The organism is Niallia sp. Marseille-Q9988, from assembly GCF_976954375.1.
Map to the genome: position 1 here is coordinate 1 of NZ_CDRJSZ010000005.1, position 20,908 is coordinate 20,908.

The window sequence follows — 20,908 nt, forward strand, 5'->3', positions numbered from 1 at the left end:
TTCCAATGGGAAATAAATTAATTAGATTTTAAAGGTTAGAAAATGTTCAATCTTATAAAAAGATAGAAAACTCTCACCTGCATTTTAGAAAAACGTGCATCTTTTAAAGTGCTATGAATATTTCAGGATAAACACTCCTTTTAAATTAAATTTCTTTCTTTGTTTTATCTGAACCTAGTGGGATATAAAGATCGCAAACGCACCGTGGGGCGTACCTGCTTCTTTTTGTTTTATCTGAACGTAGTGGGATATAAAGGTAACATAGCAATAGTTCTTCCTTGCCAAGTAAATCGTTTTATCAGAACGAAGTGGGATATAAACTTTACAACCATTATTGAACAAAATGCAGAAGAAATAATATTTAATCTGAACATAGTGGTCAAAATATGATAAATGACAAGTTAATAATACTCCTTTCTCTTTAATTCTTCCTTAATATTACTACCAAATAACAAACCGTAACATTCCTACCTAAATTCCCCTCCTAAGGAAATCCCTAGCTAACTAACTCAATTGGTTAACAATTCCATCAAAAATCTCATTCCTTATCTAGCAAAGCTTTCACCTAGCAATCTCTCTATTACCACTTTTTGGACGATGAATAGAAATATTACATCTGATAGCTTAGTAGTAGACACAGAAACAACTACTAGGAGGTAATAGAATTTGAAGACACTAAAGAAGCTAATAGTAGCCGCTGGAATTGTGTTATCTTTTTCAGCTTTTACATTAATAGAAGAAGCAGAGGCAGCAACGAATCGGACGATTCAATCTGGAGACACTTATTGGAAAGTAGCTACAGGATTTGGGATTCCTGTCAGTGATTTAATGAAGGCTAATAATAATAAACCGTTAATTATAGGTCAAAATATGATTCTACCAAATGCAACAGTCTCACCGGCTGATAAAGATTTAATGGCACGATTGGTACGTGCGGAGGCAGTTGGAGAACCTTATGCTGGGAAGGTTGCAGTGGCAGTTGTTGTTCTGAATCGTGTGAAAAGCAACGAATTTCCAAATACAATTCGTAATGTCATTTATGAAAAATCAAATGGCTATTATGCATTTACTCCAGTTCAAAATGGGGAGATAAATAAAGCTGCTGATGCAGAGTCAAAAAGAGCGGTGAATGAAGCCATTGCTTTAGGCAGCCAAGGAAATGGTTCTCTTTATTTCTTTAATCCAAAAACAGCCAAAAGTGACTGGATTTTAACACGAGAAGTAACGGTTACAATTGGAAATCATCGTTTTGCTAGATAAATAGTAATAGAAGCGCCAGTCTTAATAGATTGGTGCTTTTTTTGATGGTTTCGAAAACCCCTGGCTATGCCGGGGGTTCCGGAGAGCTTATAGCGAGGTAACAAAAAAACCTCCTTTCATGGTAGGATAAAGTTGGTTTCCCGACCACTTTATCTCACGCAAGAAGGAGGTATGCCCTTATGAAGGACATGAACAGTTTAGCACATACAACATGGAATTGTAAGTATCACATAGTCTTTGCCCCAAAATACAGAAGGCAAATTATTTATGGCAAATACAAAAAGAGTATAGGACAAATCATAAGAGAGCTATGTGAAAGAAAAGGTGTCATTATACATGAAGCAAATGCCTGTCCGGATCATATCCATATGTTGGTTAGTATTCCACCAAAATTAAGTGTATCGCAGTTCATGGGTTACCTAAAAGGAAAAAGTAGCCTGATGATATTTGATCGACATGCGAATTTGAAATATCGCTATGGGAATCGGAAATTTTGGTGTCGTGGTTTCTACGTTGATACCGTGGGGAGAAATAAGAAACAAATACAAGAATATATAAGAAATCAGCTGAAAGAAGATTATATGGCTGATCAGCTAACGTTGTTCGAAGAATTCGATCCGTTCACGGGTGAGAAAAATCGGAAGTAAATAAAGAAATTCTTTAGAATTGGTGAGTGAATGTGGTGCAGAAGGGAAACATTTTCAGTGGGCCTTTAAGGCCGAGGCCGGTAAGAGAGGCTTTTAGCCGCAGAGCAAACCACCAGTTCACACTGGTGGTTTTGATTGGTCTATTTTTGTTAAAATGGAATGTAGAACATTTAAACAGAAGGGATAAACCATATTGAAATGGAGTTATGTAAATCGTTGGATCTTTGATAAACCACTAAAAAATAGAACCTCCTTAAACATATACGAAGTCGATAAATGTCTTGGCTTTGGTGCATATGGGATGATTTACTTGTGCACAGATAAACGCTCAGGAAAGAAATATGTAGTGAAACAATTGCGGCCAAGCAAAGGGAAAAAACAGCGCGAGTGTGAACGTTTTAAGGATGAAGCAGCGTTATTGAGAAAAATAGAGCACCCCGCGGTCCCAGCTCTAATCGAGGAATTTAAAATAGGAACTCTACATTATTATGTGATGGAATATGTAGAGGGAGATAATATAGAAGATTTATTATTTTTTCAAAATCAAAAGTTCACAGAAATAGAAGCGCTAGACCTGATGACTCAACTTCTCTCTATTATTAACTATCTTCATCAACACAAAATCTTTCATTTAGATATTAGACCACCAAATGTTCTTGTTAGAGAAGGTATAGTGTATTTAATTGACTTTGGTCTTGCTAAGCAAGTGGAAGATGAGGAGAAAGAAATGAGTAATTATCGTCAAGATGATTACTATGATTTGGGACAGATACTTTTGTTTTTATTGTATTCCGAGTTTAAAGGGAAGAAAAGCAAAAAACGGACATGGCTTGAGGAATTAACGTTGCATCCTGCAACAGTAAAGCTTCTTAAAAAATTGTTAGGCATTTCTGAACCTTATACGAATGGGGATAAAATTGAAAATGATTTAAAAAGTGTGAGGGAAGCTTTAAAAAAATAAAAAATGTATAAACTAAAAAATCTTGTACATCTGAGTACAAGATTTTTTAGTATTAACTACTACTATGCTTCCGGCGCTTATAATAATGGCTCCCACCGTATGGATTGCGTTTTCTATAACCAGAGCTGCTGTAGCTTTTGTGTTTGTGATAACCTCTTCGGTCACTACTGCTATATCTTTTATGACGACGGCTTTTACTGTAGCTGCCCGAAAATTGCTGTATTTTCCTCATGATTTTTCTAAACAAAATATCACCTCTTCTGATATACGGATTTAGATATTATTTTATCAAACAACGCATCGATATAACGAAAATTTACAAAAAAAATACATGATTGTAATAAAAAAGGATTGAATCATAATAAAATAGTGCTTACAAAAAAATGTACTTAATCGCACTAAGTATATCGGATTTGTTATATAAATATTGCATTCTAGTAAGAAAAAATAACATAACAAATATTTTTAACAATTTGTTTTATTTGCGATGGTAGCTTCTTTAGACTATACCGGAAAAGAGGTAATTGGGATCAAATCAATACAGAATTAGAACAAGGACTTGATCAATATTGGACAGATGCGAAATCTCTAGATGATGTACTGGCAGAATTAGAAGAGAGTGTTTCTCCATTATTGGAAGGTAGATATCCAAGTGAATAAATAATAGATGTAAAAAAGGATTTTTGCAAAATTCACAGAAGATATAATCTATGAGTAAAGCAATTTAAGAAAATAGTAAAAGAATAATAGGAGAGGGGTTTAAATGAATGAAGAAAGTGGAAGAAATCGCAACGAATAAAGTGAAAATTAATGATCGATTTTGGGGGCGATATTTAGAGGTTGTACGGAATCATGTCATCCCTTACCAATGGGATGCACTGAATGATCGATTACCAGATACTTCCCCAAGCCATGCCATTGAGAATTTTCGAATTGCAGCAGGGGAATCTTCTGGCGAATATTATGGAATGGTGTTTCAAGACAGTGATATTGCTAAATGGCTGGAAGCTGTTGCATATAGTTTAGAAAATGAGCCAAATGAGGAACTAGAGAAAACGGCAGATGAAGTAATCGCTTTATTAGGCAGAGCTCAAGACGAAAATGGATATTTAAATACTTATTATACGGTTAGAGAGCCTAATAACAGATGGACGAATATTCGTGATAATCATGAATTATATTGTGCTGGACATTTAATTGAAGCAGCAGTAGCATACTATCAAGCTACAGGTAAGAAGCAATTCCTTGATATTATGTGTAAATATGCGGATCATATTGATAGCGTTTTCGGTCCGGAAGAAGATAAGTTAAAGGGATATCCAGGACACCAAGAAATTGAGTTAGCATTAGTTAAACTATATGATGTAACAGGGCAGGAAAAATATCTGAATTTAAGTAAATATTTTATTGATGAACGGGGAAAACAGCCTCACTATTTTGATATAGAGAAAGAGAAACGAAAAGAAACAAAACCGTTTTGGTTTAACGACGATTATGCTTATCATCAGGCACATAAGCCAGTAAGAGAACAAAAAGAAGCAGTTGGCCATGCAGTTAGAGCTACTTATATGTATACAGCAATGACCGATCTTGCATTGAAAACGAAAGATGAATCCCTGAAAAAAGCATGTGAAGAACTTTGGAATAATGTCACGCAAAAGCAAATGTATGTGACTGCAGGCATTGGTTCCATGGAGTTTGGTGAATCTTTCTCCTTCAACTATGATTTGCCAAATGATTTGTCCTATACAGAGACATGTGCTTCTATTGCTTTAGTTTTCTGGGCTAACCGTATGTTACAGTTGGAAGCAAATAATAAGTATGCTGATGTAATGGAACTGGCTCTTTATAATGGTACCATTAGCGGAATGGATTTAGACGGTAAGAAATTCTTTTATGTCAATCCATTAGAAGTTTTACCAGAAGCTAGTGATAAAAGAAAGGATAAAAAGCATGTCAAATCTGTTCGCCAAAAGTGGTTTGGCTGTGCATGCTGCCCTCCGAATTTAGCAAGGTTAATTGCATCTATTGGCCATTACATTTATTCACAAAAGGAAAAAGAACTATTTGTCCATTTATATATGGGAAGTGAGACAAATATTCAAATCGCAAAAAACCAAGTTAAGCTTGTTCAACAAACAAACTATCCGTGGGATGGAAATGTCTCAATGATTGTTTCTCCAGAAAAGGAGGAAACCTTTACTATGGCACTGCGCATTCCTGGTTGGGCAAAAGGAACAGTGGTGATGCTAAATGGGGAGATAGTAGATCATTTTCCACTAATGAAGAATGGTTATGTATATATTAATCGTAGATGGAAAGAAAATGACCATATTGAATTATCTCTCCCAATGGTAGCAGAACGTATCCAATCGAATCCACAGGTACGCCATAATGTTGGGAAAGTTGCTATTCAACGTGGACCAGTGGTTTATTGTCTAGAGCAAGTAGATAATGGAGAAAATTTACATGGCATTATCTTACCAAGAGATGCAGAGTTAAAAGCAGAATATGACCCAGAATTGCTTGAAGGAGTTGTTAGTATTACTGGGGAAGCGGAACGACTAGACCAAAGCAATTGGAATAGCGAGCTGTATCGTACAGTTGAGGACAGTACTACGAAAGTACAATTGAAAGCGATTCCGTATTATGCTTGGTGTAATCGCGAACCAGGTGAAATGATCGTTTGGGTGAATGAGAAAAGATAGCAGAGGGATATCTTTTAAATAATATCATCAGATGTTTATTAGTTACTGATTTTAATAGGATGGGAGAAGAGAGGTAGGGGTTCATTCCCTTCCTCTCTTTTTGTAGTATAGATTATATGCATATTTTTATACGAGATGGTCCTTATTGAATACATCATAAATAATTTCCTATGATAAGAATCAATGACACAAAATATGGTATGGTAATATGGGAAAGTATGCTAGGAGGAAAGAGGGGGATTATTCGTGAAAAAAAATATATGGATTGGATTTATTATTGGTGTTGCTACTGTGTTAATCATCGGAGCAGGAATTGTATTAATTGGTAATTATTCTTTCCAAAAGGCAACTGAGGCAAAGTCTGAGACAATTGTTAAAGAAGAATCAAATGGGAAGGAAACAGAAGAGAAGGAAGAGACAGAAGAGACAGAAGAGACAGAAGAGACAGAAGAGACAGAAGAGGCAGATAGTGGTAATGGTAATGTATCCTACAGTGTCGAACAAACTTCCTTGATTTTAACCAAAGAGGATGGATCAGAACAAATATTTGAGCATGATAATGCTTTTGGGAAGATGGAACCTGTTGATTACTCGCCAACTCGTGAAAAAGTCTTGTTAACACCACAATATGGATGGGAAGAAGGTGGGGCGCTTTATGTCTATTCTAAAGAAAATGGACTAAAGGAAATAATCAATGTCAAAGCTACTTCAGGAGAACAATATTATCCAAGTGGAGCTCTTTGGTTAGATGAGCGCTATATTATCTATATTAATAGTTATATGTATGGGACGATTCCTAGTGGAGAATTACAGATTTATGATACGGAAACACAGCAGATATTGCCACTTGAATTATTTAAAGGCGATGCAGTCCTGCAACTTTCACGCGTAAGTGATGTAGATAAACCTTATATTGTTATGAGCGGAATTCAGTTTACAGATGAAATGTTAAATGATAGTAAATCTTATGTGGAGAACCATGATATCGAAGAAATTCTTGAAATGATTGAATAATGGATAGGAGTGTTATCCGCTCCATACCACTTGTTTATAAAAGATTGTTTTTCTATATACTATTGTGGAAATAAAAAAATTTAATGAATTGGTAAGACGAAGCAGGGTGAATCACAGCCATTTGAAACAGACCTTTTATAAACTAATAAAACCCCGAACAACCATAGGATTTCCATATGGTTGTTCGGGGATAGCTATGTCCAAACCACTATTTTAATTATTCAATAAGACCTTCCTCTTTCAAAAAGTCTACTGCAACATCTTCATATTGTTCTTTGTCAATATCAACACGTGCATTTAGTTCTTGCATTTTTTCATTATCGATTTTTCCGACAAGCATTCCTAATACTTCTTCTAATTCTGGATGTTTTTCTAATGTTTCTGCTCTAATTACTGGTGTTGCGTAGTAAGGAGGGAAGAAGTTTTGATCATCTTCTAGAACCTCTAAATCAAATGCAGGGATACGTCCATCTGTTGAAAATGCATCAATTACATCGACATCTCCGTTTTTAATCGCACTATACATAATGCCAGAGTCCATTGCTTGGGTATCTTTGAATTCTATCCCATAAGTATCAATGAGACCTGGATAACCATCCTCTCTTTCAAGGAATTCTGGTTCAGAGCCTAATGTAAGTTCCGGAGCCATCTTTTTTAAGTCCGAAATAGTTTGGATGTTATACTTTTCAGCGTCTTCTTTTCGAAGTGTTAAAGTGTATGTGTTGTTAAAACCAAATGGCTCTAGCCAAACTAAATTATAGTCTTCTTTAAATTTCTTTTTTACAATGTCATAGGCTTCATCGGGATCACTAACCATGTCCTCTTTTAGAATGCTTAATAATCCTGTTCCTGTATACTCCATGTACATATCATAATTGCCTGTGTTAACTCCTTCAAATGCTGGAGCTGTCCCGCCAAGAAAAGATTCATAGTTTACCTTTAAATCGGTATGCTCTTCAATCAGATGCCCCATCACATAAACCATAATTTCTTGTTCGGTGAAATTTTTACCAGTGATGGTGATGGTATCTTCTCCGCCTTTTCCATTGCTGAAATTTGCAATGACAGTTGACAGTGGGACTAAGACTATTATGGCTGCTATTATCCATATTCGAATACGGCTTTTATTTTTATTTCCTTTTTTACTACCATGTAGACCTTGAGGCGTTACATCCGCTTCCAATACTTTCAATAAATAATCAAATATAATCGCCAATAGAGCAGAAGGAATGGCACCAGCAAGTATAAGCCCAGTATTATATGTTTGTAACCCACGGAAGATTAAATCTCCTAAACCGCCTGCGCCAATGAGTCCAGCAATCGTTGCCACACCAATAATTAAGACAGTTGCGGTTCGGATTCCTCCCATGATTACTCTTAGGGAAAGTGGTAATTCAACCATCCACAGCACTTGGCGATTGGTCATGCCCATCCCAACGCCAGCTTCTATTGCGGAGCGTTCTACTCCGATAATTCCTAAATATGTATTGCGCAAAATAGGTAATAAGCCATAAACAGTTAAAGCAATAATGGCTGGAAGCTTACCAGTTCCGATGAATGGCACTAAAAACACTAGTAGCGCAAGACTTGGTATTGTTTGAAAGACGCCAGCTACTCCGATGATGGAGTCTGCGATTTTTCTATGGCGAGTTAAATAAATTCCTAGAGGAACGGAAATCACAATTGCAATGGCAATCGAAAGAAGAGATAAGTACATATGCTCTAAAATTAAGTTCCAAATTGTTGGCCAACGGTTTATAAAGACATCTATTGTCTCTGTAATTATATTAGGAATGGTTCAAACCTCCTTCACCAATTTGATCAGCGATGTACTCAACAAGGCTTGCACGATTGACAATCCCAACAATTTTTGAATCCTTATCAATTACTGGCACAAAACCATATTTGGATTCATTTACTAGTTGAAAAGCCTTTTCTGTCGGTTCATCCAGTTTGAGTGTGTTTACATTGGTGTCCATTATATCTTTTAATGTTAATTCCTCTTCATTGTATCGTTTTTGTACTTCCCAAACAGTAGCAATACCAAGGAAGGTATTAGCATTGTCTGACACAACAAGACTATCTACCCGTTTTCTTCTCATTAATTTCAATGATTCAGCAAGACCACGTGATTGGCCGGCACTTACGGGGGTAATCATTAACTTTTTCAATTTTGGTAAAGAAATATTTTCTTGTAATCGATCTTCTCCGATAAAATTACGAACAAACTCATTTGCTGGATGACGCAAAATATTTTCCGGTCGATCCAGTTGCACGACTTCTCCGTCTTTCATAATACAAATGCGATCCGCAATTTTTAAGGCCTCATCCATATCATGTGTTACAAAGACTATCGTTTTTTGAATTTCTTGCTGTAATCGAACTAATTCATCCTGAAGCTGCTCTCGACTGATAGGGTCCAAGGCGCTGAATGGTTCATCCATCAGGATTATTTTTGGCTCAGCAGCAAGTGCCCTGATAACACCAATTCTTTGTTGCTGTCCACCACTTAGTTCAGACGGATAGCGATCACCGAAAATTTCTGGATCAAGCCCAACCATGTTCATTAAATCATTGATTTTATCCATGTATTGTTCTTTTTTCCATTTTTGAAGTCGCGGAACGAGCGAGACGTTTTCTTTAATCGTCATATGGGGTAACAAGCCTATTTGCTGAATGACATAGCCAATAGTTCTGCGGAGTTTTACCGGATCTTCAGTGGAAATATCTTTTCCTTCAATGGTAATGGAACCACTGGAAGGTTCAATGAGTCGATTGATCATCCTCATTGTTGTTGTTTTACCAGAACCACTTGGTCCAATTAGAACAAGCAATTCACCTTCATTCACTTGAAATGAAATATTTTTAAGTGCTTTAAATCCATCTTGAAACGTTTTAGTAACTTCTTTAAATTGGATCAATTTCTACGAACACCTCCAGACTTTTCTTTAAAACTAACTACCCGATTTTGCTAACTAAATAACCAACTTTTTTTAAAATTTATCTTACAGCCATTAACTAGTATAACATTATTTTCGGAAAAATGGGTCCGAAAAGGGATTGTTATGGGAATGGCTCTTGTAGATAAATAAGTTTTTGACTTATGTGAGAAAGTATTTGTGAAATTATTATTCCCATTAGGGAGAAAAAAATGATAAAAAAATAAAAGATAGTTATATCAAAAGGTAAGATTGAAGGGTTATGATGTGTTAATGGATCGGTAAAACGCAAGATTTGAAATATTATTCAAATTTTGCGTTTTTATTTTTGTTTAAACATGAATGATGTTACTTAAGTTAACGTGAATGTTCGGTATTCAAGTGCAATTTTTGTATTTTTTTGACATTTTAACGCAAATTTTTATCTATATTGAATAAAACGGAACTTTATTATTATACATCATATACAATGACTTATATGAAAATCTTGATTAAAATGAATCCATGTTAGGAATTGTAACATTTAATAGTCAGAAAATTCTATATATATATAATAAACTGAGGTGGTCACTTGACTAAGATGATATTAAGTGGAATTACAAAGAAATACAATGATAATTCCTTAGCTGTAGATAATCTGAATCTTGAAATAGAAAAAGGAGAGTTTTTAGTTTTAGTAGGACCATCAGGTTGCGGAAAAACGACCACGCTCAGGATGATAGCTGGTCTTGAGAAAATCACAGATGGGACACTAGTATTTAATAATGAAATTATAAATGAGATGTCACCAGGTGAGAGGAAAATTGGTATGGTATTTCAAAGTTATGCTTTATATCCACATAAAAATGTATATGAAAATCTTGCGTTTGGATTAAGGAAAGCAAAAGTACCGAAAGATGATATGAATGAAATGATTCAGCAGACTGCAAGAATGCTAGGGTTAGATGGGCTATTAAAACGAAAACCAAAGCATTTATCAGGTGGACAAAGACAAAGAGTTGCTTTAGCAAGAGCAATTGTAAAACAACCTAATATTTTTCTATTTGATGAACCACTATCCAACTTAGATGCAAGCCTCCGAGTATCCACAAGAAAAGAAATATCCAAACTACATCAACAGCTTCAGTCAACAATGATTTATGTAACACATGACCAGGTAGAAGCTATGACATTAGGTACTAAAATTGCTGTGATGAATAAAGGCAAACTAGAACAAATTGACACTCCTGCAAACATTTATAAGAACCCAAGAAATACTTTTGTTGCAAGTTTTATAGGAACACCACCCATGAATCTACTTAATGGGAATGTAGGAATAAAAGATAACGTTCCTTTCTTAGCTTTAAGTAAAAGAAGTTGGAGAGTCCAGAATGATAAAGCTGAAAAGTTAAGTGAATATGACGGACAAGCTGTAATCATTGGTATCCGTCCGGAGGATTTATTTCTTACTACTGAAGAGAATGAGCATCTTACTGGGATTATTGAGACAATCGAGTACCTAGGCTCTGAAACGGTGATTTTCTGTAAAACCGATGTTGGCGATGTATTAATTAGATTAGAACGCTATAACCATTTAAAAATTGGAGACACTGTCCAAATTGGGTTCAATGTTGAAAAATTGCACTTTTTCGATTCAATGAAGGAGGAAAATATATTTAATGAATCTACGAATATTTAATTATTATGAAATTTATAGTGTGTTGGAGGGGATCTTTTGCAAACCCAGCTATCAAAAGAAAGTTTAAAGAAGAAGGCCGAGAATACGAAATCATTAAGTTTGAGAAAACGATTTGATAGATTATCTGAAACTAAAACTGCTTCCATCTATTTATTTCCATCCTTGCTTTTAATTTTACTAACGATTGTTTTTCCAATCATTTATTCCTTTGTCATGTCTTTAAACAAAGTAGGGTATAAAGCCGGCCTTATCGATTTTGAATTCGTTGGATTAAATAACTATTTAAAAATTTTTTCCGATCCTAGAATTCCGAATATTATATCTAACACTATTGTGTTTACTATTGTCAGTGTATTAGGAACGTTAATTATCGCTTTTGCTATTGCTCTATTTATTCATCATGGCATATGGGGGGCATGGTTATTTAAACGATTATTTCTGATTCCTTGGGCGTTGTCTAATGTAGTTAATGCACTCATGTGGCAGTGGATGTATAGTTCTAGCAACGGAATTATCAATCATATTTTACTAGAGCTACATATTATTGAGAAACCTGTTATGTGGTTGACGGAACAATCAACAGCAATGGGAGCTATTATTTTAGCGGATATATGGAAGAGCACACCTTTTGCAGCACTATTAATATTAGCAGCACTTCAAAGTGTTCCAAAAGAATTATACGATGCATCAAAAGTGGATGGAGCTGGGCCATTCCAACAGTTTAAAAGTATTGTTTTACCCACAATAAAGCCAGTTTTATTTGTTGTTATGGTTACACAAACAATGTGGACTTTAAGAGTATTTGACATCATTAGTGTACTAACAAAAGGAGGACCGGTAGACAGCACCATGGTTTTGAATGTCTACGCATATGATCAGTCCTTCCGCTATTTAGACATAGGTTACGGCTCAGCGCTCGCTTGGTTGATTACTATTATTACTATGGTTATAACAGTATTTTATTTACGTGTATTAGGGAAAGAAAACTAAGAGGATTTCTAGGAGGGGAAAAGGAAATGAAGAAAATTGGGGTAGCATTATTAGCGGTTATTTTATTATTGACGATAACTGCTTGTGGAAATGAAAAAGCAAGTAGTTCAGGAGAGAAAGAGATTACCATATTGTATGTAGGGGATCAGTTTTGGCAAGATCAAGCTGCTGAATTTGAAGAAGAGACAGGGATAAAGGTGAACTATGAGGTAGTCGGATTTGAACAATTGCATGACAAGATGTTTACTGCCTTAAGTGGTGGCTCGGATGACTATGATATTATTCATGTTCGTGATGATTGGGCTGATGAATTTGCATCGCAAGGCTTCTTAGAACCTTTAGATGACTATATTACGGATGATATGAAAAATAGCTTTAGCCAATTAAGCTTTGACAACCTTTCCTATGATGGAAATATATACGGGGTGCCTCGCTATTTGTGGTTAACACAATTTTATTATAATAAGGAAATTTTTGAAGAAGCTGGAATTACGAAAGTTCCGGAAACTTGGGATGAGTTAATTGAAGTGGGTAAACAAATCCAAGAAAAAACAGATATTGAATATGCTCTGTCTACTCAATTAAGAGAACAAGATGCAATTAGACCATTTATATTAAATTTAAGAGCGGAAGGTGGAGAGTTCTGGGATTACTCTACAAATAAGCCAACTTTTAATACTCCAGAAGGACTAAAATCATTACAGAGATTAGAAGAAATTAATATGGATGCGAAGATCTTGGATCCACTATCTTTTGAAAATGAATCATCTAAAGATCAGTTCTTACAAGGTAAAACTGCGATGTTTATCGGTTATCCGGACATTGTAGGGTTTGCAAATGACCAAGAAAAATCGAAAATAATTGGCAAGTTAGGAACAGCGTTAATGCCAGGTAGTACAGAAAAAACATCAAGTTTAGCGGAAACTGGTGCAATTGGAATTCCAGCTAATTCAAAGCATAAAGAAGAAGCATTTGAATTTATAAAATTTGCTACAAGTGCAGAACAAGAGAAGAAAATGGCTCTATCAGAAGTAGCAAGAATTCCAGCTAACTTAGATGTTTTAGAAGATTCAGAGGTCCTTGAGAAGTACCCACACTTTGCGTATGTTTCTGAACAAATTCAATATCCACATGGTCTTTTTAAACATAAGCAAGCAACATTAATCTCAGATACAGTATCTAGACAATTTATACAAGTAATTAAAGGCGAAAAAAATGCTGAAAAGGCACTTTCAGATGCGGAAGCTGAAGTGCTTAATATAAACCCATAATAGTGAAAGGGAAGAGGATGCTATCATCCTCTTCCAGTAAAAAAACAAGGAAAGTGCTGGTGACGCGTTTTGAAAAAATATGCAAAAAAGACATTACTAATTGGGGCTTCAATTGGTTTAATGATATATTTGCTATTTCCTTTTTTATGGCTAATCTTGTCCAGTATGAAATATAGAGTGGAGTTGTTTCAAAATCCTCCAACATGGATTCCACACGAAGTTACATTTAAATATTATCTGGAGTTATTTCAAACAGAATCTTTTACCAGTTCACTATCCAATAGCTTTATTTTTGCTTCCTTTACTACCCTTATTTGTATAGTAATTGGGACACTTGGAGCCTATGCATTTGCTAGATTGCAATTCCCAGGTAGAAATTCGCTCTATTTAATGATATTAGGGACACAAATGTTACCACAAATGGCTTTATTAATTCCCCTTTTTATATTGATGAGAATGAGTGGACTACTATACACACATATTGGGATTATTTGTGCGTATGTTACTTTTTCTTTACCCTATGTTATTTGGATGTTTAGAGCTTTTATTATTTCAGTTCCAAACGATATAGAAGAAGCAGCTAGAATGGATGGATGTACAAGACTTGAGGCAATTGTCAAAATGGTTCTACCATTATCGCTTCCTGGACTTGTTACAACGGGGATATTTGTCTTCATTGGTGCTTGGAATGAATTTATATTTGCTTCTGTATTTACCAACACAAATTTAAAAACAATTCCTATTCGAATTGGTGAACTAATTGGTCAAGAAGGGGTTCAATATGAAATGATTCTTCCAGCTGGAGTAATTGCGAGTCTACCAATTTTAATCCTTGTAATGATTTTTCAGAAGTATATCGTTCAAGGTTTAACAGAAGGCTCTGTTAAATAGTTTCTTAATATCTTAAAAGTAATCCTAATGATAAAAGTGAAAATTCAGTAGAAAGTTGGTGTATCTCATGGAAAAATTTATGAGCTATGATCCGTGGAGTAAAGTCGAAACAAGAAACGGTATACCGGGAGATGAGATTATATCTGCTCTGCAAAAAAGTATTAGGCGGGGTTTAGAAGAAGAAGCAGTGACGGTAGCATATGAAATGTATATTACAAGTCCTGAATTTGAAGAGAAAATGTGGAGAAGACTACTTGCTATTTCAGTAGAAGATATTGGTTTTGGTGAAGTAAATGCACCTATTTTAATAAATACTTTAAATACGATGAGACAGAATTTTCCTTATAAAGATGGGGATCGTCCTATGTTTTTTGTCCATGCTATTCGATATTTATGCCAATGTACAAAAGAACGTTCTTCTGATTGGTTAAAAAATATTGTCATTCACGAGTTTGAACAGGGAAGAAAGCCGGTAATTCCTGATTTCGCTCTAGATATGCATACAAATAGAGGAAGAGAGCAAGGGAAAGATATCCTTCATTTTTTAGAAGTGGCCAGTAAGGTAATACCGGAGAAGGAAGATATTAATTTAGCTTATAAAAAGAGATTAATAGAGATCTTAACAAGTGATAAGGAAAGGAAAGAACCGGAAGTTACCCCTTTTTCCTACAACTCATGGCAAGCATAAAAAATAAACAAGATGGTGATAAGATGGTAAAAATGATTTTGGATTGTGATACAGGAATTGATGATGCGCTAGCAATAGGATATGCCGTTCATTCTCCTGAAATTGAGCTTTTAGGGATAACGGTATGTTACGGAATGGCTCCTGTCGACTACACATATCGGAATGCAAAGAAAATAGTGCAGCTACTCGGAAACGATATAGGTGTATGGAAGGGAGCGGAGAAGCCTCTTGTATTAGAAAAAGAATACAATGGATTAATCCACGGGATGGATGGATTAGGGAATACCCTTGGTAATGTTCAACCAGAGGATTTAGTAGATTGCCCATCGTTACATGCAGTTGATTATCTAATAGAAAAAATTTATGAGTATAAAGAAGAATTAACGTTAGTAGTAACAGGACCTTTAACAAATTTGGCATTAGCAATAAAAAAAGATCCTAATATTATAAATCTAGTAGGGAAAGTTGTATCCATGGGGGGAGCTCTAACTACGCCGGGAAATGTAAATAGATATGCAGAGGCCAATTATGCCATTGATCCTCATGCTGCAAATTATGTATATAAGACGAATATTCCTATTACGATGGTTGGGTTAGATGTAACAAGAAAAACCTTATTAACTACAGAGGATGTAGCTAATTGGAAACAAAAAGGAACAGAACTATCCTGTTTTTTTGCTGAGTTTACACAGTATTATCTTGATGCTTATAAAAAGATACATCCCTATTTAAAAGGATGCGCCTTACATGACCCTTTAGCTATTGCAGTCGGCAAAGATCCTTCTTTTGTGCAAACCATTCCTATCCATTTAGAAGTGGAAGTAGAAGGTGTCTCAGCTGGAAGAACAATAGAAGATTTATATCGAGAAGAATCTAATCCTCTACAAACAGAGGTCAGTATTAAAGTGGATGCAGAAAGATTTATGGAAGATTTCTATAAAAATATTGTCTGAAATAAAAACAGACGAGGGGATGACAAACCAATGAAAACACCAGTAAGCTTAATAGTAAAAAATTGCAGTATGATTACACCTGAATTCGAGATAAAAGAAAATCAATCTGTAGTTATAAATGAAGATATTATTTTAGCGATCGATTCTGTAGAAACTGTTGAAGCGAAATACGAAGCAAAGGAAACATTATACGGAGATGGAAAGTTATTAATGCCCGGATTAGTCGATGCACATACCCACATTTGTCAACAGTTTCTTCGTGGAAGAACAGCGGATGAGTATCCAATGGTTTGGGCGAGAATTTTAGTACCATTTGAAAGTAGTTTAAATGAAGAGGATGTGTCTACTAGCGCTCAACTTAGTTGTTTAGAGATGATTAAATCTGGAACAACTTCATTTGCTGAATCAGGTGGAGTACATATGCACAAAGTTGCAGAGGTGGCAGTACAATCTGGACTAAGAGGAGCAATTACATGTTCTACTATGGATCAGGGACCATTTATACCTGATTCAATGAAGAGTAATCCATTTGAAGCAGCACAAGAAATTGAATCTTTATATCAAGATTTTCATGGAGCAGGCGATGGGAGAATTCAGATTTGGTTTGCTTTACGTCAGGTAATGACAAGTACACCTGCTTTAATTGAACATATGGCAGAGAAAGCAAAAGAGTATAATACTGGTTTACATATTCATTTATCAGAACATCGAGATGAAGTAAGTTATTGTTTACAAAATTACCAAAAAAGACCTGCAGAAGTATTTGACCAATTTGGTGCCCTCGGTCCCAATTTATTAGCAGCACATAGTGTTGTATTGTCTGAATCAGAGATTGACCTATTAAAGGAAAGAAAAGTAAACATCGTTCATAATCCAAGAAGTAATTTTGGAAGTCACGGATTTCCAAAAACTCCTCGCTTTATGCAAAATGATATGCCAATTGGCATGGGAACAGACGGTGCTGCTGGCTCAAGTTTAAGTTTATTTGATGAAATGAGAGTCCTTCGCTCTGGACTTAACGTTTATTGGGGACTGCCAATATTTGATCCAATGGTTATTCCAGCAAAAGATTTGTTGAAAATGGTGACAGCAGGGGGAGCATCTGCTTTAATGCTAAAGGAGCAAATTGGATCCATTGAAGTTGGAAAAAAAGCAGACTTAGTTTTATTAAATATTAATCAACCGCATATAAGCCCATCACATAAATTAATAAATACCATTGTAGAATGTGCTACTTCTAGGGATGTGGAAGATTCAATTATTGACGGAAAAATTGTAATGAAAAACCGAGAAGTTCTTACATTAGATGAAGAAAAAATCATGTTTGAAAGTAAAAAAGCATTGAAACCAATTGCGATAAAAGCAGGGATATAGATTTTATACACATATAGAAGGAATTGAGAGGAATTTATGGAGGAAATAGAATATTATATTGTTGTCAATGGAGGAGTTAGTAAGTGTAAAAGAAGTGTAACAGAAGAGGGAGTCCAATTTTATAAAGAAAGCCCCAAAGGAAAAAAATACGTTGCCTATGAGGATGATATTCATCACCCTTTCATTCATAATTTTATTTTTAAAAATAAAGAAGATGCACAAAAATCGATTATAAACAACACGATTTCTCCTACCGTTTTAAAATGGAAAGAAGATCAAACCAAACCTTCTTTAAAAATATATTTGGCTGGCTTTCATGTATTTCATCCAGACTCATTAATAATTCGTACTCGAATGATAAATCTTTGTGAAAAGTATGGATACCGAGGTTTATATCCAAGTGATAATGAACCAATCGATAATTTGCAAAAGGAAGAACAGGCAACTATGATTTTTTATTCGAATGAAGGATTGATTCGAGAGTGTGATATAATTGTTGCAAATTTAAATCCATTTCGTGGGAATGAGCCAGATTCGGGAACAGTTTTTGAATGTGGGTTAGGTTATGGATTAGGAAAAAAACTTTATGGCTATATAGACAATGGCCAGTCAATGAAAGAAAGATTAATAGTTGATGTAGATAAAAAAACTGGACTGTATAAAGATGGTATGTTTATAGAAGATTTTAATTTACCGCTTAATTTAATGTTAGCTATACCTATGACTATTGTTGTTGGTTCCTTAGAAGATTGTTTAAAGAAGCTGGCAGAAGATAACTCTATGTGTTAGAGACTGATTTAGCAATTGATAGGAGACTGCAAATTTAGGTATATTATAATAAAAGAACCTTCGGAAATGGATATATCCATCTTCCGGAGGTTTTTTGCTGTATGTGTTAAATATTTCATTTTTAATAAAATCGTAAGGATAAAGATTGTATAAAAAAATTTCCTAATATCTACAAAATAAAAATTATTTTCATATGTATGATTGTCCTTTATACTAGGGAAGTATGTTAAAAATATAATAGGTAAACTAACAATGAAAAATAAATCATTTTAAAATACATTTGATTAGTGAAATTGTTTAAGGAGGAAAAAACGTTTGACGACAATTGAAAAAGAAACAATGATTGTAGATATTAAGAATGTGGATGAAAAAGGTGCTGGACAGGCGGTTGTTTGGCGCGAAAATGAATTAGGAAACAAGAAGAAACTAAAGCTAACAATTCCGCAAACATTACCTGGCGAAAAGGTAAGAGTTACTGTTGATCAGCCACAAAGAAGGCATAGAAAGGCAATGCCAGAAGAAATATTAGCTGCCCATGCGGAAAGAATTGGACCAGAATGCCCTCATTTTGAAAAATGTGGCGGTTGTGTCTGGCAGCATTGGGAATATAATGGACAATTACAACAAAAAACAAATCATGTGAAACATGTAATTGAGGAGCAAGGATTTGACCCCAGCCTAGTAAAAGATACTATCGGAATGGACGAGCCTTGGAGATATCGTAATAAAATGGAATTCACCTTTGCTACAGATGGTTCTCTTGGTTTACATGAGCAAGGGAATTTTAGAAAAATCATTTCTTTAGAAACTTGCCTTATTGCTGGAAAAGAAATGGTGGAAGCAGCACTTGAAGTAGCTACATGGGTAAAAGAACATGAATTAAAAGGCTATAACAAAGATACACACGAGGGACTTCTTCGTCACTTGATGGTGAGACAGTCTTTTGCTACAGGGGAAATGATGTTGGCTTTATTTGCAACAGAAGCTCCAGATGGATCTTTAAAAAATGCAGTGGATATTTTAGTAGCTCGCATTACAGAAAAATTCCCACAAGTAAAAAGCCTTATGTGGCTAGAAAATACGGATTGGGCAGATCGTACACAATCAGAAAAAAGCCATACATTAGCAGGCAGAGACTTTATATATGATGAAATGGATGGATACCGTTTCCGAGTTTGGTTTGATACATTCTTCCAAACGAACCCAACACAAGCACAAAAATTAGTTGATTTAGCTGTAGAAATGGCAGAACCAAAAAAATCAGAGAATATGATTGACCTTTTTTGTGGTGTAGGTACTTTCTCCCTTCCTTTTGCAAGCAGAGTTGGCAAGCTTGTAGGAATTGAAATTGTAGAAAGCTCGATTGAATCAGCCAAACGTAATGCTGGCGATAATGGCATTGATAATGCTACATTCTTAGCACAAGATGCAAGAACTGGATTAGCCCAAGTTTTAGAAACATTTGGCAGACCAGAATTACTATTGCTAGATCCACCACGGTCTGGAGCAGGTGGAAAAGTAATGAGACGTATCGGACGCTCTCAGCCAGAACGTATCGTTTATGTATCTTGTAATCCAGATACGTTTGCAACAGACATCAAACAGCTTGAGCCATTCGGCTATACATTAAAAGTAGTACAGCCTGTGGACTTATTCCCACATACGGTTCATGTAGAATGCTGTGCATTATTAGTTCGAAATAGTTAAGATTGAAAACTGATATCGGCTTTTTTCTGATATCAGTTTTCTTTTTTACAGGAGAATTAATTCTTAAGGTGCGGGTAGAAGAACCATTGGGAAAAGAATTAACTTTTAATAAGTTGTACTAATCATTTAACTTCTCCTATTTACACAATTTTATCCGGGAAAACAGAGCAAATGGTCATATCGAGTAATATCTAATTGTAAATATATAGTTATTTCTCCCAATTATCCCGTGAAATCTTACAGCTTTTCCAACAATTATGTAATGAGTTTTGCTTGCAAACCTGTTAGCCTTGTATATGGGCCTGTTAAAACAGGAGGTATACAAAAATGAAACAGTTATTATTTATAGCAACTACCATTACTTTAGTTATTGGTTCTTATATATATGTTCCATCTTTTGCCATAGCAGCATCAATTAATACAGAAGAAACAAAAAATGTATCAACAAGAAAATTTGCTGTTGATAAGAAGGAGAATGTAAAAGCTTCTGATGAATCAGCAAATCTAACGAACAATGAAAAGAATTTACTGGCCCGTCTTGTTCATGCAGAAGCGAAGGGTGAGCCGTTTGCCGGTAAAGTGGCAGTAGCTGATGTAGTATTAAATCGTGTGGAAAATAAGCAGTTTCCTGATTCAGTAGAAAGTGTCATTTATGAAAAGAATGCCTTTCAACCTGTACAGAACGGTTCAATCCAAAAAAAAGCAGATAAAGAGTCACGTAAAGCAGTAGAAGAAGCGTTAAAAAATGGAAAAGAGAACAAAGAGCTTCTCTATTTTTATAATCCAGACACTGCAACAAGTGATTGGATTTTCTCAAGAACAGTAGTTAAACGAATAGGTAATCACGCGTTTTCTATATAATAAGAAGAAATTGATATTTCGTTTTACGAAAATATAAAAACTAATGTAATGAGAGGGGGAATTCAATAGGAATACTCCTCTTTTTTATTTTAACCATCTTAAATAATCGTAGAAAGGAAAATATTTGAAACTTTATAATCTGTCTATTCGTATATGTTAATAGCATGGAGGGGTTGA

Annotated in this window: 17 protein-coding genes; 15 read left to right on the plus strand and 2 right to left on the minus strand. The window is 35.1% G+C overall.

All coding sequences use genetic code 11. From position 1 onward, the window contains the following. The first annotated feature begins 666 nt into the window (after positions 1-666). The 5 genes from ACWNMZ_RS09925 (at position 667) to ACWNMZ_RS09945 (ending at position 6,590) form a co-directional block, all read left to right on the plus strand. Positions 667-1,260 carry a cell wall hydrolase gene (locus ACWNMZ_RS09925; protein WP_031539857.1) on the plus strand — a complete coding sequence of 198 codons (594 nt, stop codon included), beginning with the start codon at positions 667-669 and terminating at the stop codon, positions 1,258-1,260. 179 nt (positions 1,261-1,439) lie between these two features. Next, on the plus strand, positions 1,440-1,907 hold the full coding sequence (tnpA, locus tag ACWNMZ_RS09930; RefSeq protein WP_100525941.1) for an IS200/IS605 family transposase: 468 nt from the start codon (positions 1,440-1,442) through the stop codon (positions 1,905-1,907). A 193-nt stretch (positions 1,908-2,100) separates the two neighbouring features. Next, the gene (locus tag ACWNMZ_RS09935; protein WP_031538806.1) at positions 2,101-2,868 is read left to right on the plus strand and encodes a serine/threonine protein kinase; all 768 of its coding nucleotides are present in this window, start codon (positions 2,101-2,103) and stop codon (positions 2,866-2,868) included. 767 nt (positions 2,869-3,635) lie between these two features. Beyond that, positions 3,636-5,576, plus strand: coding sequence for a glycoside hydrolase family 127 protein (locus ACWNMZ_RS09940; RefSeq protein ID WP_449598615.1), 1,941 nt, complete (start codon positions 3,636-3,638; stop codon positions 5,574-5,576). A gap of 246 nt (positions 5,577-5,822) precedes the next feature. Then, complete coding sequence (locus tag ACWNMZ_RS09945) at positions 5,823-6,590, plus strand: hypothetical protein (RefSeq protein WP_251629583.1); 768 nt, start codon at positions 5,823-5,825, stop codon at positions 6,588-6,590. Between the two features lie 217 nt (positions 6,591-6,807). Here the strand turns inward: ACWNMZ_RS09945 and ACWNMZ_RS09950 are convergent, their stop codons facing one another. Further along, entirely contained in the window at positions 6,808-8,307 is a 1,500-nt protein-coding gene (locus ACWNMZ_RS09950) for a glycine betaine ABC transporter substrate-binding protein (RefSeq protein WP_081836684.1), read from the minus strand. Between the two features lie 70 nt (positions 8,308-8,377). After that, a complete protein-coding gene (locus ACWNMZ_RS09955) occupies positions 8,378-9,511 on the minus strand; it encodes an ABC transporter ATP-binding protein (protein WP_031538810.1) in 1,134 nt (377 codons plus the stop codon). Between the two features lie 598 nt (positions 9,512-10,109). Here ACWNMZ_RS09955 and ACWNMZ_RS09960 point away from each other — a divergent pair. The 10 genes from ACWNMZ_RS09960 (at position 10,110) to ACWNMZ_RS10005 (ending at position 20,731) form a co-directional block, all read left to right on the plus strand. Continuing rightward, positions 10,110-11,207 carry an ABC transporter ATP-binding protein gene (locus ACWNMZ_RS09960; RefSeq protein WP_349205161.1) on the plus strand — a complete coding sequence of 366 codons (1,098 nt, stop codon included), beginning with the start codon at positions 10,110-10,112 and terminating at the stop codon, positions 11,205-11,207. A gap of 36 nt (positions 11,208-11,243) precedes the next feature. Then, a complete protein-coding gene (locus tag ACWNMZ_RS09965; protein ID WP_349205152.1) occupies positions 11,244-12,197 on the plus strand; it encodes a carbohydrate ABC transporter permease in 954 nt (317 codons plus the stop codon). A gap of 26 nt (positions 12,198-12,223) precedes the next feature. Continuing rightward, complete coding sequence (locus ACWNMZ_RS09970; protein ID WP_349205153.1) at positions 12,224-13,468, plus strand: ABC transporter substrate-binding protein; 1,245 nt, start codon at positions 12,224-12,226, stop codon at positions 13,466-13,468. 165 nt (positions 13,469-13,633) lie between these two features. Beyond that, positions 13,634-14,359, plus strand: a complete 726-nt coding sequence (locus ACWNMZ_RS09975; protein WP_254414871.1) for a carbohydrate ABC transporter permease — start codon at positions 13,634-13,636, stop codon at positions 14,357-14,359. Positions 14,360-14,426: 67 nt separating this feature from the next. Beyond that, positions 14,427-15,047: a hypothetical protein gene (locus tag ACWNMZ_RS09980; protein WP_449598616.1), complete on the plus strand. Its 621-nt coding sequence runs from the start codon at positions 14,427-14,429 to the stop codon at positions 15,045-15,047. After that, positions 15,035-16,000: a nucleoside hydrolase gene (locus tag ACWNMZ_RS09985; protein WP_449598617.1), complete on the plus strand. Its 966-nt coding sequence runs from the start codon at positions 15,035-15,037 to the stop codon at positions 15,998-16,000. The genes ACWNMZ_RS09980 and ACWNMZ_RS09985 overlap by 13 nt, the downstream gene beginning before the upstream one ends. Before the next feature lie 30 nt (positions 16,001-16,030). After that, positions 16,031-17,374, plus strand: a complete 1,344-nt coding sequence (locus tag ACWNMZ_RS09990; protein WP_349205156.1) for an amidohydrolase family protein — start codon at positions 16,031-16,033, stop codon at positions 17,372-17,374. Positions 17,375-17,410: 36 nt separating this feature from the next. Further along, positions 17,411-18,163 (plus strand): nucleoside 2-deoxyribosyltransferase, encoded by a 753-nt coding sequence (locus ACWNMZ_RS09995; RefSeq protein ID WP_349205157.1) that lies wholly within the window; start codon positions 17,411-17,413, stop codon positions 18,161-18,163. Between the two features lie 339 nt (positions 18,164-18,502). Further along, positions 18,503-19,870 (plus strand): 23S rRNA (uracil(1939)-C(5))-methyltransferase RlmD, encoded by a 1,368-nt coding sequence (gene rlmD, locus ACWNMZ_RS10000; protein ID WP_449598634.1) that lies wholly within the window; start codon positions 18,503-18,505, stop codon positions 19,868-19,870. A gap of 327 nt (positions 19,871-20,197) precedes the next feature. Then, positions 20,198-20,731 (plus strand): cell wall hydrolase, encoded by a 534-nt coding sequence (locus ACWNMZ_RS10005; protein ID WP_031538818.1) that lies wholly within the window; start codon positions 20,198-20,200, stop codon positions 20,729-20,731. The last annotated feature ends 177 nt before the right edge of the window (positions 20,732-20,908 follow it).